Source organism: Ectopseudomonas composti, assembly GCF_900115475.1.
GTDB lineage: Bacteria > Pseudomonadota > Gammaproteobacteria > Pseudomonadales > Pseudomonadaceae > Aquipseudomonas > Aquipseudomonas composti.
The window spans coordinates 166,469-180,131 of sequence record NZ_FOWP01000009.1 but is presented as its reverse complement, the minus strand read 5'-3'; the positions used below and the strand labels follow the sequence as shown (position 1 = coordinate 180,131).

Sequence of the window (13,663 nt, the reverse complement as noted above, 5' to 3'; positions counted from 1 at the left end):
CGCACCGCGCAAGCTCGCTTCGGCGTTCTGACAGGCCTGCTTTGCCTGGTGTTGTTCAGCACCCTGGCCCGCGCTGACCGAAGCGCCCTGGACCAACAACTGGAGCATCGGCGCTGGACGCTCAACGACAACAGCCCGAGCCAGATCGGCGCGCTGGCCGAAACCCGCGACGGCTACCTGTGGCTGGGCACTCACGACTCCCTCTACCGTTTCGACGGTTTCGACTTCACCAGCTACCGCACGCCCGACGGCAATGACCTGGGCATCGTCTCCAGCCTGCTGGCCAGTGATGCCGGCCTCTGGGTCGGCCTGCGCAACGGTGGCGTGCACCTGATCAGGTCGCTGGAGGCACGCCCCGACAGCTTCGACCTGGCTCGCGGGGTGATCTACGCCTTGGCGCAAAGCGCAGACGGCAGCATCTGGGCCGCCGCCAACGACGGTCTGATGCGCTTCGACGGCAAGCACTGGCAACAACAGGGCCGCGCGCAGGGCTTTCTTGGGCAAAATGCCTACAGCGTTTTCGTCGACCGTGATGACCGTCTCTGGGTCGCCGACGAGCAACGCCTCTACGTGCTGCCGTCTGGCGCCCAGAAGCTGCAGGACACCGGCGTTCGCAGCCAACGCACGCGGCAGATATCGCAATCCGCCGACGGTTCCCTGTGGTTGGTCGAACGTGACCGCGAGAGCCTGCTGCGAGTAAAGATCGACCAGCCGCAACTGCAGGCGACCCACATTGCCATCGACGAAGAAGCCAACGCCATGGTCTTCGACCAACATGGCTGCCTGTGGCTGAGCACCGCAGGCGGTGGCCTGCTGCACGTGGCCAAACCCAACGAACATGGCGCCGGCGGCTTCGAGCATAGCGAGCGATTCTCCTCGCGTGACGGCTTAAGCTCCGACTTCGCCTGGCCGCTGCACGAAGACAGCGAAGGCAGCCTGTGGATCGGCACACAGAACGGTCTGGACCGGCTGCGCGAACGTCCCATGCACCCTGCTGGCTTTGCGCCCCAGGCGCATAACCTGGCGATTGCCGCCGATGACGCCGGCAACCTCTGGGCCGCCAGCAGCAACCTGCCGCTCATGCGCCTGGATGAACAGGGTCTTGTGCACGAGCTGCCACTGCGCACGCCGATCAGCGCCATCAGCAAGGACACTCACGGTGCGATCTGGCTGGCCGGTTCCCAGGGTCTCTGGCGCAGCAACGGTAGCCAGCTGGAGAAAGTCGCGACCCTACCGGTCGATCACAATCTGGATTCCTCGGTGCGCACCCTGCTGATCGATGATCAGGGCGCGACCTGGCTGTCGCTCAACCGCCAGGGCCTCTATGTGCTGCGTGACGGCAGTTGGCAACAGCTTGCCGCCCCCAGCGACGATCCGGCGCAGCTGATGCCGGTAAGTTCTGCCCTTGGGCCTGACGGCAAGCGCTGGTTCGGCTACCGCAACAACCTGATCGTCAGCCATGACGATCAAGGGGAGCGTCACTGGGGCAACGCGCAAGGGCTGGACGTCGGCCACGTGACGGCCATGGCCCACCTGCAAGACCACAGCTGGTTCGGCGGTCAACACGGTCTGGCACGCTTCGATGGCGAGCGTTTCCAGCAGTTGCCACTCAGCGATAACGGCCTGTTCGACAACCTCTACGCCATCATCCCGGTCAGCGGCCCTCGCGGCGAAGACCTCTGGCTGCAAGGCAAGGGTGGCGTTTTCCAGCTGCCAGCCGAGGAGATCGAAAAGGCGCTGAAGGACCCCAAGCACCACATCCATTACCGCACCTATGACCTGCAGGGCGGGCTGGCCAACGATCCGCAACAGGTGCTGGCGTTGCCGACTGCCGTGCAAGGGGCCGATGGTCGCCTGTGGTTCGTGACCCGCAAAGGCGTGGCGGGTTTGAAACCGGATCAGCAGATGCACGGCAACGCGCCGCCCAAGGTGCGTATCGATTCGCTGCTCGTCGATGGCGCGACCCTTTCAGTGCAAACGCCGCCTAAGCTTCCGGCAGACAGCAAGCGTCTGGTCATCCACTACGGCGCCCTGAGCCTGTCCGCCCCCGAGGGGCTGCACTTTCTCTATCGCCTCGACGGTTTCGATAACGAATGGCACGCCGCCGGACGTCAACGTGAGGCGACCTACACCGGGCTACACGCCGGCGACTATCGCTTTCGCGTCCGCGCGTTCAATCAGAGCGGCGTGGCCAGCGAGCAGGATGCCGAACTCAGCTTCAGTATCGACCAGGTGTTCTACCGCCATCCGCTGTTCATCCTGGCCGTGGCGCTGCTGTTGCTAGTGATCCTGCACCTGCTCTATCGCAGTAACATGCAGCGCGCGGCGGAAAGGCTGCGCACACGCCTGGAGGAGCGCCACGACGAACGCGAGCGCATCGCCCGCGAGTTGCACGACACCTTGCTGCAGGGCGTGCAAGGGCTGATTCTCCACGTGCAGGCTGCAGCGAACAGTCTGCCCGCCGAGCAACCCATACGAGACAAACTGGAGAACGCACTGGATCGTGCCGACCAGGTGATCGCCGAAGGCCGCGAGCGGGTGCGCAACCTGCGGCATGCCGAGGACGCCTCCAGTGACCTGGCGCAGACGTTGCGCGAATTCGATCAACTGCATGAACACCCGGGCACCGACTATCTGGTGGAGATCGCCGGCACGCCCTGCGCCCTGCACCCGGTGGTGCATGACGAACTCAGCCAGCTCGCCCGCGAAGCCGTCAGCAATGCCTTCCGTCATGCAGCGGCGCAGCATGTGCGTGTACAACTGGACTACCACCCCCGGCAGTTCTCGCTGCGCGTCAATGACGATGGCCGCGGCATGCTGGCCGAGTACCTGCTGGGCGCGGCGCCAGTCGATCACTGGGGCCTCAAAGGCATGTACGAACGTGCGGCCAAGATCGGTGGCACGCTCAATATCGACAGCACCCCCGGCCAGGGCTGCCAGGTCCAGCTGACGCTGGCCGGCCCCTTGGCCTATCGCCAGTCGCCACCGCGCACGCGGCACTGGCTACACTGGAAACGACTGATCAGGAGCTCGCGGTCATGACAGCTGCCAATCCCATCCGAGTGCTGGTCGCCGACGACCACCCGCTGCTGCGCGAGGGCATCGCTGCGGTGCTGGCCGGGCAGACGGATATCGACCTGGTCGGCGAAGCCAGCGACGGCCGCGAGGCCCTGGAGTGCTTTCGCCAGTTGCGCCCGGACGTCACCCTGATGGACCTGCAGATGCCGCGCATGAACGGCATCGACAGCATCCTGGCGATTCGCGGTGAAGACCCGAATGCCCGCATCGCCATTCTCACCACCTACCGCGGCGACGTGCGCGCGCTGCACGCCATCCAGGCGGGCGCGCAGGCCTATCTGCTGAAAAGCAGCCTGCGCAAGGAACTGCTGGAAACCATCCGCGCCCTGGCCGCCGGCAAACGCCACATCCCAGCGGAAATCGCCGCGGACCTGGCCCAGCACATCGGCCAACAGTGCCTCAGCCCGCGCGAAGTGGAAGTCCTGCAGGCGGCAGCCCTGGGTTATTCCAACCGCGATATCGCCCTGCAACTGCGCATCACCGAAGACACGGTGAAGGGCCACATGCGCCTGATCATGGACAAGCTGGGCGCCAACAATCGCACCCACGCCGTGGCCATCGCCGTGCAACGCGGCGTGCTGGAAATCGGCCCCCCACTTTAGTGCTGCTGCCCGCCCCCTCCTTGTGAGCTGTGCGTCGCCGAGAGCGCCGCGCATGCTGTGCAATCAGTCAGACAAGGAGGCTTCGCGATGGGCTCACTGAGAGAATTTCGTGCAGCAGTGCCCTGCCTGCACCCCGTCGGGCATGACCCGCAGCTGCTGGCACGCATCGCCGCCTTGCTCGGTGAAGCCGAAATGGCGCTGCAGGACGACACGCACAACGCCTACGCCTGTCTTGAGCAAGCCATGGAACTGCTACGCCAGGCGAACGCCTACCGCGACTACGGTGCACGCCACGCTGGCAGCGGGCTGACCCATTGGCAGACGCGGCGCCTGGATCACTACATCAGCCAGCACCTGGCTGCCGCCATTCGCACCTGCGACCTGGCCGCTCAGCTCAACCTCAGCAGTAGTCATTTCTCGCATGTGTTCAAGCAGACGTTCGGCATCACGCCGCTGGCCTATGTGGCGCGCAAGCGCATCGAAGCAGCAAGGGAGATGATGCTGGCCACGGACCAGCCACTGACGCAGATCGCCCATGCCCACGGTTTCTGCGATCAGTCGCATTTCACCCGCACCTTTCGCCGCGAGACCGGACTGAGCCCGTTGATGTGGCGACAGCGCTGCACCACGAAGACGCAGGCCGCCGCCGAGTCCTGATCAGCCGAGCATGGTCACGTGGCGTGGATGACTGGCGATGCGGTCGAGCCAGGCGCGAACCGCGGGGAAGGCTTCCAGGCTGAAGCCACCCTCGTCGGCTACATGGGTGTAGGCGTAAAGGGCGATATCGGCGATGGAATACTGCTCACCGACCAGGTAAGGCGTGCGCTCGAGTTGCTTCTCCATCACCTTCAGGGCCTTGTAGCCGAGCTTCAGGCAGCGCGCGTGCTCCTCGCTGCGTTCCTCGGGCATCCCCAGGTACAGCTGGATGAAACGCGCCACCGCGACGTAAGGCTCGTGGCTGTACTGCTCGAAGAACTGCCACTGCAGCACCTGGGTGCGCAGGCGCGGCTCACTGGGGAGGAATTCGCTGCCATCGGCGAGGAAGTTGAGAATGGCGTTGGACTCCCACAGGCAGGTGCCGTCTTCCAGCTCCAGTACCGGAATCTTGCCGTTGGGGTTCTTGGCCAGGAAGGCTTCGCTCTGTGTCTCGCCCTTGAGGATATCGATGGCAATCCACTGGTACTCCTTGCCCAGCAGATGCAGCATCAGCTTGACCTTGTAGCAGTTGCCCGAGCGGTAATCACCGTAAACCTTGAACATCGCGTTGCCCTCCCTATCTATCCTCGCGGCACGCTCGCCGCCAATCACCCCTGCTTTTGTAGGAGCGGATTTATCCGCGAAAATCGCAGCTGAAGCGCAATGCCGCCCAGCCGCTCCTACAGGGGCAAACCTTAATCACAGGTTCTGCGCATCGCGGATCACCGCCGCCAACCGGCGCAGCCCTTCGCTCAGGCGCTCCGGCGCCACGTGACTGAAGTTCAGTCGCAAGTGGCCGGGGTTGGCGTCCGGATCGATGAAGAACGGCTCGCCCGGCATGAAGGCGACGTTCTGCGCCAGCGCCGCATCGAGCAGCGTGCGGGTATCGAGCGGCTGCTTCAGAGTCAGCCAGAAGAACAGCCCACCCTGCGGAATCTCCCACTCGGCCAGGTCGCCGAAGTGCTCCAGCAGCGCCGCCTGCATGGCGTCACGGCGAATGCGGTAGAAGCTGCGCAACTCGGCCAGGTGGCCGCGATACTGCTCACTGCCCAGCCACTGCAGCGCCTGCCACTGACCGATGCGGTTGGTGTGCAGGTCGGCCGACTGTTTCAGACGCAGCAGATGCGGATACAGGTCCTTGGTGGCGATCAGATAGCCGACGCGCAAGCCCGGCAGCAGCGTCTTGGACACGGTACCGGTGTAGATCCAGCTGGCCTGCTTCAGGCGGCTGACGATGGGCGTGGCTTGGCCTTCATCGAACACCAGCTCGCGGTACGGCTCGTCCTCGATCAGGGTCACGCCGAACTCGTCGAGCAGCGCCGCCACGGCTTCACGCTTGGCTTCGCTGTAACGGGTGGCGGACGGATTCTGGAAAGTCGGTATCAGGTAGGCGAAGGCCGGCTTGTGGTTTTCCAGACGCTGGCGCAGCGCCGCCAGCTCGGGGCCATCGGCCTCCTGCGGCACGCTGATGCAATCGGCACCGAACAGCTGGAAGGCCTGCAACGCGGCCAGGTAGGTCGGCGCTTCGAGCAGTACTTCGGTGCCCGGGTCGATGAACAGCTTGGAGGCCAGGTCCAGGGTCTGCTGCGAGCCGCTGACGATCAGCACCTGGCTGGCATCGCAGGGCACGCCCAGCGCACGCGCCTCGGCAGCGATGGCTTCACGCAGCGCCGGCTCACCTTCGCTCATGCCGTATTGGCCCATGCTCGCCGGCATATCGGCCCAATCCACCTTCGGCAGCATTGGTTCGGCCGGCAGACCGCCGGCGAACGACATCACTTCCGGACGCTGCGCCGCGGCAAGAATTTCACGGATCAGGGAGCTTTTCAGGCGGGCGATGCGTTCGGAGAAGGCCATGGGATGTCCTGGGGTGCAAAAGTCATTGGAATTAAGTCAAACTGCTTGACCGAAACTACGCCGCCAACCAGAGATACGTCAATATGACTGACCTAAAAAATTTCTCCGAGAAATTTTTAACGTCGCCCGCCGAGGGCGCGCAGGCCGGCCGTCACGGCGCGCAGGTCATCAAGAACGGCGCAGCTCAACAGGCTGCTATGGAAGCCTTCTTCTTCGGCTATCAGGCCTTCACCGCGAAGCCGGACGAAATGCTGGCCAAGCGCGGGCTGTCACGCGTGCATCACCGCATACTGTTCTTCATCGCCAAGTACCCGGGCCTGAACATGACCGAGCTGCTGGGTTACCTGGGCGTGAGTAAACAGGCGCTGAACATGCCACTGCGGCAACTGATCGAAATGAACCTGGTACAGAGCGAAGCAGCCGCGGACGACAAGCGCAAGCGTGTGCTGGGTTTCACTGCCGAGGGCGCCAAGCTGGAACAGGCCCTGCGCCGCGAACAGGCGCGCCTGTTGCAGCGCGTGTTCGGCGAGATGGGCGAAGAGGCCGTGCAGGGCTGGTTGGCCGTCAATCATGCCCTGGCACGTAGCCGCCAGGAACGCACCTAGGCATCGTCGTCACACGCCACCCGTAGGAGCGAGCCCTCGAACCCTCGTGTTCGCGAGCAGAGCGAGCTCCTACCGATTCAGCCTGCCTTTCCGTTCCCCTGCACCACCGGTCACGCCAGGCCAAAGCCTGATTGCACCCTGACCCGACCTCTGCAATCATATGCGAATCATTATCACCTTAACTTAGATCTCGCGAGGTGCGCGTGCCGGTTCAGGATTCCAGCAATCAGCAGCTGGTCGGTGTGCTTTATCGCGACCACCGTGACTGGCTGTTCGGCTGGCTGCGCAAAAGCCTGAACTGCGCGCAGCGCGCCGAAGACCTGAGCCAGGACACCTTCGTGCGCCTGCTCGGCCGCGCTGACCTGCACAGCCCACGCGAACCCAGGGCCCTGCTCACCACCATCGCCAAAGGGCTGCTGGTCGACCAGTTTCGCCGCCATGCGCTGGAACGTGCCTATCTGGAAGAACTCGCGCTGGCTCCTGAAGCCGTGCAACCGAGCCCGGAAGAACAGGCCCTGGCCCTGGAGCAACTGGCCGAGATCGATCGCCTGCTCGGTCAACTGTCGAGCAAGGCACGCGCAGCTTTCCTCTATAACCGTCTGGATGGCCTCGGCCATGCCGAGATCGCCGAGCGCCTTGGCGTGTCGCCGTCACGCGTGCGTCAATACCTCGCTCAGGGCCTGCGCCAGTGCTACATCGCGCTTTACGGAGCGCCGCAATGAGCCAGGTATCGGCTCGCGTGCTCGATGAAGCCATCGCCTGGCAGCTGTGTCTGGATTCGGGCGAAGCCAGCGAGCAGCAACGCCATGACTTCGCCGACTGGCTGGCCGCGCACCCGGAGCATGACCTGGTCTGGCGACGCCTCGGCGGTATCGACCAGCAGCTTGCTGCCGCCGGCACGCCGCTGGCGCGCCGCGCGCTGTTACAGAGCAGCGTCAGCCGTCGCCGCAGCCTACGCCGTCTCGGCGGTAGTGCCCTGAGCCTGTTACTGGCCGCTGGCGTGACGCTAGTCCTGCTCGCCCACCAGCGTCCGCTGGGTGATTACCTCGCCGACTACCACACCGCCAGCGGCGAACAGCGCGATCTGCTGCTCGCTGATCGCAGCCAGGTGCGCCTCAACAGCCGCAGTGCGCTGGACATCGAGTTCGATGACCACGAACGGCGCCTGCGCCTGCATAGCGGCGAGATTCTGATCCAGACCGCCAAGGGCGATACCAGGCCCTTCATCGTCGAGACGGCGCAAGGCCGGCTGCGCGCGTTGGGCACGCGCTTTCTGGTACGGCGTGAAGGCGCCGCGACCGAACTGATCGTGTTGCAGTCGGCCGTCGCTGCCAGGCCAATCGCAGGCTCGCAGGAACGCATCATCCACAGTGGCGAACAGGTGCGCATGGACAGTCAGCACCTCAGCGACAGTCGTCCTGCTGACATCGCCGCCGATGCCTGGAGCCGCGGCATGCTGGTGGCGGACAACCTGCCCTTGCAGCGCCTGATCGACCAGCTTGGCGAATACCGCAGCGGCTATCTGAGCCTCGATCCAAGCTTGGCCGGGCTGCGCATCAGCGGCAGCTTCCCGCTGCACGACAGCAACAAGGCGCTGGCAGCCGTGGCGCTGAGCCTGCCCGTGCGCACCGAGCAACTGGGCCCCTGGTGGACCCGCGTGGTGCCAGCGGAAAAATAATTTCCGCCACCCCTGTCAGTTTTATTTCCTGCTTCGGCAAAAAGGCATTGAGATACATTAACTCTTAGGAGAGGTTCGCAATGTCCTTCCGCCCTGCCCCGTTCCGCCACACCCTGCTGGCCCTGACCATCGTCCTCGCCGGCCATGCCGGGCTGGCTCACGCCGAGGCCTACCAGCTACCCGCCGGCCCTCTGGCGGCGACGCTCAACCAGATCGCCAGTCAGGCCGGCGTGACCCTGAGCATCGATCCGGCCCTGACCGAGGGCAAAACCTCGGCACCGGTCAGCGGCGACTACCCAGCCATCGAGGCCCTCAACCAGGCGCTGCGTGGCACCGGCCTGCAACTGCAAAGTGGCAGCGGCGGCGCCTACAGCCTGGCCCCCGCAGCAGACGCGGCCATGGCGCTGCCGGATGTGACCGTGACCGCCAGCGAACAGGTTGGTGAAACTGCCTGGGGCCCTACTCGCGGCTACCTGGCCAACCGCACCGCCACCGGCACCAAGACCGACACCCCGCTGCTGGAAACCCCACGTTCGATCTCCGTCGCCACCCGCGCGCAGATGCAAGACCGCAAGGTGCAGAACCTCGATGACGCCGTGCGCTACATGCCGGGTGTCATCGCCAGCAGCTACGGCAGCGACAGCCGCGCTGACTGGATGAAAATCCGCGGCTTCGAGCCGATCCAGATGCTCGACGGTCTGCCGCTGCCCAAGGGCAGCTACAGCATGCCCAAGCTGGAGACCTGGAACCTGGAGCGCGTCGCCGTGCTGCGCGGCCCGGCCTCGGCGGTGTATGGCCAGACCCCGCCCGGCGGCCTGGTGGACGCCGTCAGCCGCCGCCCGCAGGCGGAAAGCAGCCATGAAGTGCAGGTCCAGGTTGGCAACTACAACCACAAGCAGATCAGCTTCGACAGCACCGGTAAGATCGATGATGACGGTCGCTTCCTCTACCGCTTCAGCGGTACCGGCCGTGATAGCGGCACCACCGTCGAACATATCGACGACCAGCGCTTCAACCTCGCGCCCAGCCTGACCTGGAACATCGCCGACGACACCACATTCACCTTGCTCGGCCAGTTCAACCGTGACGATACCGGTGGCACCAGCCAGTTCCTGCCACTGCAGGGCACCAAACTGAGCACCCCGGCTGGCAAGGTCGACTATCACAAGAACCTTGGTGACCCTGACTGGGAGTTCTACGACAAGACCTTCTATGCACTGGGCTATGCCTTCGAGCACCGCCTCAACGATACCTGGCAGTTCAAGCAGAACCTGCGCTACAGCAAGCTCGAACTGGATAACCAGATCATCACGGCTGGCGGCTGGGCTACCGCCGTCGCTGACGACGGCACGGTTGCGCGCGGCGCCAACGTCTACGACGAGAACATCAGCCACTTCGCCGTGGACAATAATTTCCAGGCGGACTTCAACACCGGCTCAATCGGCCACACCCTGCTGCTGGGCCTCGACTACCTTCGCGTGGAGACCGATTACCGCTGGCTGTATGGCACTGCGCCAAGCAGCAACATCATCCGCCCGATCTACGGCCAGGACTTCAGTGGCGTCAGCTACACGGCCTACCAGGACTACAATCAGAAGCGCAGAAACACCGGCCTCTATCTGCAGGATCAGCTAGCCCTCGACGCCTGGCGCCTGACCCTGGGCGGGCGTTGGGACCGCCTGGACACCGACTCGGTGTTCCACAACGCCAATGATGCCAAGGACAGCCGTCGCGACAGCCAATTCAGCGGCAATGCGGCGCTGAGCTACGTGTTCGACTCCGGCTTCACACCCTATGTGTCCTATGCCGAATCCTTCCAGGCCGAAGCGGGCGGCAACGGCGGCGCGGCGTTCAAGCCCAGCACCGGCAAGCAGTACGAATTGGGCCTCAAGTATCAACCGCCGGGTAGCGACATGCTGTTCACCGCCGCCGTCTATGACCTCACGCGGCAGAATATCGTGACCACCAACATCGCCGGTGCCACCGAGCCGGTGAGCGAGGTGGAAGTCCGCGGCCTGGAGCTGGAAGCCACCGGTAATGTCACCGAGAACCTGAGCCTGACGGCGTCCTACAGCTACACCAACAGCAAGATGACCAAGGTCGGCGACCCGCGCGACGAGAATCGCGCCCTGCCGCTGATCCCCGAGCATCAGGCGTCGATCTGGGCCGACTATGACTGGAACCAGGGTGTGCTGGCGGGCTTCGGCATCGGTTTTGGCGCCCGCTTCGTCGGCTCCACCGACAACATTTCCGTCGGCAGCATGGGCTTCGCGCGTGATCCGTCCGACGGCCACAGCAGCGCCTACACCGTCTACGACGCCGCCGTACGCTACGACCTCGGCCAGCTCGATGGCAGCCTGCGTGGCGCCAGCGTGTCGCTCAACGCCAACAACCTGTTCGACAAGGAATACCTGGCCACCTGCGACGGCTTCTACTGCTACGCCGGCGACCCACGCCGGGTCACGGCCAGCCTCGACTACAAGTGGTAAACGGCTGACAAACAGGAGCCGCCCGCTGGGCGGCTCCTGTCATGTACACCACAGTCAGCTCGCAGTCTTCTGCAACTCGGCAGCCCCTCTGAAGAACACCAGCCCCTGTGTCACGCAAACCGCCAGTGCCGGTAATATAGCCAGCGGCAGCAACAGCACACTGGCGAACATCAAACCACTCGCGATAGACAGCCAGGCCATGATCCGCAGAGAAGCGTAGGTCAGCCTCAACCTGAGCAGACGAACACCGAACCAGGTAATGCCGAGCCCCATGAGTACCATCAGGCCCAAGTAGGCGATGGTCAACACGCTGAGTGCCTTGAACAGCTGATCCCCAACCATGAAGTCCATCACCCCGCTGATCAGGGCCAGCACAACAATGATCCAGACCGGCCAGCTCACCCCTCGTGCAGCAAAACGCTGCTCGATGAAGCTCTTGAGCCGGATCAGCAGATAGTTGCCCAACAGCATCAGCAACAGTCCCAACCAACGGGTATAGCGCTCAACCTGCTCCAGTTCTGCCTGGCCCAGCCAAGTGCTGGCGAAAATAGCGCCCAGCATCAGCGCACTGCCCAGCGCCGACATCAGCGCCAACCAACCAAGCACCTGCAACTGACGCACACTCCAGCCTGGGAGCTGCCGCACCGGCAGCTCATCAATCAGTTCGACCTGCGGCGCACGGTAGGGGTTATCCGGCTGCATAGGGCTTCCTTGTCTGCAAAAGGCCAAGGCTAACCAGAGATCAGCCGCTTGCCCAGCCAGACTGTACGGCCCAACCCAGTCGTGGCTGTACCGCGACGCCACTGCAGCCGCGCAATAGGCTTTGCCAGTCACCGGAGAACGACCATGTCCACCGAACTGCTGCTCGCCTTCATCGCCTTTGCCTTCGTTACCTCGGTCACGCCAGGGCCGAACAACATGATGCTGCTCGCCTCCGGGGTGAACTTCGGCGTGCGCCGCAGCATCCCGCACATGCTAGGCATCAGCCTGGGCTTCATGCTGCTGGTGGCCGCTGTGGGCCTGGGCCTTGGCCAGGTGTTCCAGCGCCTGCCGGTGCTGCACGACGTGCTGCGCTATGTCGGCGCCGCGTACCTGCTTTATCTGGCCTGGAAGATCGCCCACTCCGGTGCGCCGCAAAGCCGTGGCAACCCTGAAGCCAAGCCGTTCACCTTCATTCAGGCAGCGGCCTTTCAGTGGGTCAACCCCAAGGCCTGGATCATGGCCATCGGCGCCATCACCACCTATACCCCGCAGGATGGTTTCTTCAGCAACGTGCTGCTGATCGCCGCCCTGTTCGCGCTGGTCAACTGCCCCAGCGTGGGACTGTGGACCGTCGCCGGCAGTATGCTGCGCAAGTGGCTGGACAACCCACGCGCGCTGCGCGCCTTCAACATCGGCATGGCGTTGCTGCTGGTCGCCTCGCTGTATCCCATCATCGTCGACACTGGAATGTTCTGATGCAAGACGCCGCTCCTACTCGCCTGCGCCCACTGGCGGACACCTCCACTTCGGCCGTGGTCGCTGGCTTTATCGCCATGCTCACCGGCTATACCAGCTCCTTGGTGCTGATGTTCCAGGCCGGCCAAGCTGCCGGCCTCACAGCTGGGCAGATTTCCTCATGGATCTGGGCGCTGTCGATCGGCATGGCGCTGTGCTGCATCGTGCTGTCGCTGCGTTATCGCGCGCCGGTGATGATCGCCTGGTCCACCCCTGGCGCCGCGCTGCTGATCACCAGCCTGCCGCAGGTGTCCTACGGTGAGGCCATCGGCGCCTACATCCTGGCCTCGGGGCTGATCGTGCTGATCGGCCTGACCGGCACCTTCGACCGCCTGATGCGCCGCATCCCGGCCTCCATCGCCGCCGCCCTGCTAGCCGGCGTGCTGTTCAAGATCGGCCTGGAAATCTGCGTGGCGGCCGAGCAACAACCCATTCTGGTGATTGCCATGCTGCTCGCCTACCTGCTCGGCAAACGCCTGTGGCCGCGTTACTCGGTGCTCTCTGCGCTGATCGTCGGTAGCGTGCTGGCCGGAGCCTTCGGTTTGCTGGATTTCACAGACTTCCAGCTGCAGTTGGCCAAACCTGAATGGACGACACCGAGCTTCTCCCTGGCTGCTGCGATCAGCATCGGCATTCCGCTGTTCATCGTCGCCATGGCCTCGCAAAATCTGCCGGGCATGGCGGTGCTGCGCGCCAATGGTTATGACGTGCCGGCCTCACCGCTGCTCACCAGCACCGGCCTGGTATCGATCCTGATGGCGCCGTTTGGCAGCCACGGCATTCATATGGCCGCCATCAGCGCCGCCATCTGCGCCGGCCCGGAGGCCCATGAGGATCCCCGCAAGCGCTATACCGCGGCGGTCTGGTGTGGGGTGTTCTACGCCATCGCCGGCATCTTCGGCGCCACCCTGGCTTCGCTGTTCGCAGCACTGCCGGCGGCGTTGATCCTGTCCATCGCCGCTCTGGCACTGTTCGCTTCGATCATCGGCGGCCTGACCCAGGCGATGAGCGAGCCCAACGAACGCGAAGCGGCGCTGATCACCTTCCTGGTCACTGCCTCCGGCATGACCCTGGCCGGCGTCGGCTCAGCATTCTGGGGCATCGTAGCCGGCCTCTTGACCCTGGCCGTGCTCAACTGGGGCAAGCGCTAACTCCGATGCA

The 13,663-nt window shown here is 64.2% G+C and carries 12 protein-coding genes; 9 read left to right on the top strand and 3 right to left on the bottom strand.

Annotated features, from left to right (window positions below; genetic code table 11):
• The first annotated feature begins 48 nt into the window (after positions 1-48).
• The 3 genes from BM059_RS17100 to BM059_RS17090 all read left to right on the top strand — a co-directional run bounded on the left by BM059_RS17100 (position 49) and on the right by BM059_RS17090 (position 4,337).
• Positions 49-3,042, top strand: coding sequence for a sensor histidine kinase (locus tag BM059_RS17100; RefSeq protein ID WP_244154423.1), 2,994 nt, complete (start codon positions 49-51; stop codon positions 3,040-3,042).
• On the top strand, positions 3,039-3,680 hold the full coding sequence (locus BM059_RS17095; protein ID WP_074940315.1) for a response regulator: 642 nt from the start codon (positions 3,039-3,041) through the stop codon (positions 3,678-3,680). The genes BM059_RS17100 and BM059_RS17095 overlap by 4 nt, the downstream gene beginning before the upstream one ends.
• Positions 3,681-3,767: 87 nt before the next feature.
• Complete coding sequence (locus BM059_RS17090) at positions 3,768-4,337, top strand: helix-turn-helix transcriptional regulator (RefSeq protein WP_074940312.1); 570 nt, start codon at positions 3,768-3,770, stop codon at positions 4,335-4,337.
• Here BM059_RS17090 and BM059_RS17085 read toward each other — a convergent pair whose 3' ends face one another.
• Both BM059_RS17085 and BM059_RS17080 read right to left on the bottom strand, forming a co-directional pair.
• The gene (locus BM059_RS17085) at positions 4,338-4,940 is read right to left on the bottom strand and encodes a glutathione S-transferase family protein (RefSeq protein ID WP_036999967.1); all 603 of its coding nucleotides are present in this window, start codon (positions 4,938-4,940) and stop codon (positions 4,338-4,340) included.
• Between the two features lie 135 nt (positions 4,941-5,075).
• The gene (locus BM059_RS17080; RefSeq protein ID WP_036999969.1) at positions 5,076-6,233 is read right to left on the bottom strand and encodes an aminotransferase-like domain-containing protein; all 1,158 of its coding nucleotides are present in this window, start codon (positions 6,231-6,233) and stop codon (positions 5,076-5,078) included.
• An 83-nt stretch (positions 6,234-6,316) separates the two neighbouring features.
• On the opposite strand from BM059_RS17080, the gene BM059_RS17075 reads away from it, so the two are divergent.
• The 4 genes from BM059_RS17075 to BM059_RS17060 all read left to right on the top strand — a co-directional run bounded on the left by BM059_RS17075 (position 6,317) and on the right by BM059_RS17060 (position 11,005).
• A complete protein-coding gene (locus BM059_RS17075; RefSeq protein ID WP_074940309.1) occupies positions 6,317-6,838 on the top strand; it encodes a MarR family winged helix-turn-helix transcriptional regulator in 522 nt (173 codons plus the stop codon).
• Positions 6,839-7,035: 197 nt separating this feature from the next.
• Positions 7,036-7,560 carry an RNA polymerase sigma factor gene (locus tag BM059_RS17070; RefSeq protein ID WP_074940306.1) on the top strand — a complete coding sequence of 175 codons (525 nt, stop codon included), beginning with the start codon at positions 7,036-7,038 and terminating at the stop codon, positions 7,558-7,560.
• Positions 7,557-8,516, top strand: coding sequence for a FecR domain-containing protein (locus BM059_RS17065; RefSeq protein ID WP_074940304.1), 960 nt, complete (start codon positions 7,557-7,559; stop codon positions 8,514-8,516). The genes BM059_RS17070 and BM059_RS17065 overlap by 4 nt, the downstream gene beginning before the upstream one ends.
• 80 nt (positions 8,517-8,596) lie before the next feature.
• The gene (locus BM059_RS17060; protein WP_074940301.1) at positions 8,597-11,005 is read left to right on the top strand and encodes a TonB-dependent siderophore receptor; all 2,409 of its coding nucleotides are present in this window, start codon (positions 8,597-8,599) and stop codon (positions 11,003-11,005) included.
• Between the two features lie 54 nt (positions 11,006-11,059).
• On the opposite strand, the gene BM059_RS17055 is transcribed toward BM059_RS17060, so the two are convergent.
• A complete protein-coding gene (locus BM059_RS17055; RefSeq protein ID WP_074940299.1) occupies positions 11,060-11,707 on the bottom strand; it encodes a hypothetical protein in 648 nt (215 codons plus the stop codon).
• Between the two features lie 144 nt (positions 11,708-11,851).
• On the opposite strand from BM059_RS17055, the gene BM059_RS17050 reads away from it, so the two are divergent.
• A complete protein-coding gene (locus BM059_RS17050) occupies positions 11,852-12,463 on the top strand; it encodes a LysE family translocator (RefSeq protein WP_036999975.1) in 612 nt (203 codons plus the stop codon).
• Positions 12,463-13,653: a benzoate/H(+) symporter BenE family transporter gene (locus BM059_RS17045; protein WP_074940297.1), complete on the top strand. Its 1,191-nt coding sequence runs from the start codon at positions 12,463-12,465 to the stop codon at positions 13,651-13,653. The genes BM059_RS17050 and BM059_RS17045 overlap by 1 nt, the downstream gene beginning before the upstream one ends.
• The last annotated feature ends 10 nt before the right edge of the window (positions 13,654-13,663 follow it).

Excerpts from the sequence above, each read along its gene's own strand:
- BM059_RS17085 (WP_036999967.1), bottom strand. The coding sequence starts at position 4,940 with ATGTTCAAGGTTTACGGTGATTACCGCTCGGGCAACTGCTACAAGGTC.
- BM059_RS17045 (WP_074940297.1), top strand. The coding sequence starts at position 12,463 with ATGCAAGACGCCGCTCCTACTCGCCTGCGCCCACTGGCGGACACCTCC.
- BM059_RS17050 (WP_036999975.1), top strand. The coding sequence starts at position 11,852 with ATGTCCACCGAACTGCTGCTCGCCTTCATCGCCTTTGCCTTCGTTACC.
- BM059_RS17055 (WP_074940299.1), bottom strand. The coding sequence starts at position 11,707 with ATGCAGCCGGATAACCCCTACCGTGCGCCGCAGGTCGAACTGATTGAT.
- BM059_RS17075 (WP_074940309.1), top strand. The coding sequence starts at position 6,317 with ATGACTGACCTAAAAAATTTCTCCGAGAAATTTTTAACGTCGCCCGCC.
- BM059_RS17095 (WP_074940315.1), top strand. The coding sequence starts at position 3,039 with ATGACAGCTGCCAATCCCATCCGAGTGCTGGTCGCCGACGACCACCCG.
- BM059_RS17060 (WP_074940301.1), top strand. The coding sequence starts at position 8,597 with ATGTCCTTCCGCCCTGCCCCGTTCCGCCACACCCTGCTGGCCCTGACC.
- BM059_RS17090 (WP_074940312.1), top strand. The coding sequence starts at position 3,768 with ATGGGCTCACTGAGAGAATTTCGTGCAGCAGTGCCCTGCCTGCACCCC.
- BM059_RS17065 (WP_074940304.1), top strand. The coding sequence starts at position 7,557 with ATGAGCCAGGTATCGGCTCGCGTGCTCGATGAAGCCATCGCCTGGCAG.
- BM059_RS17080 (WP_036999969.1), bottom strand. The coding sequence starts at position 6,233 with ATGGCCTTCTCCGAACGCATCGCCCGCCTGAAAAGCTCCCTGATCCGT.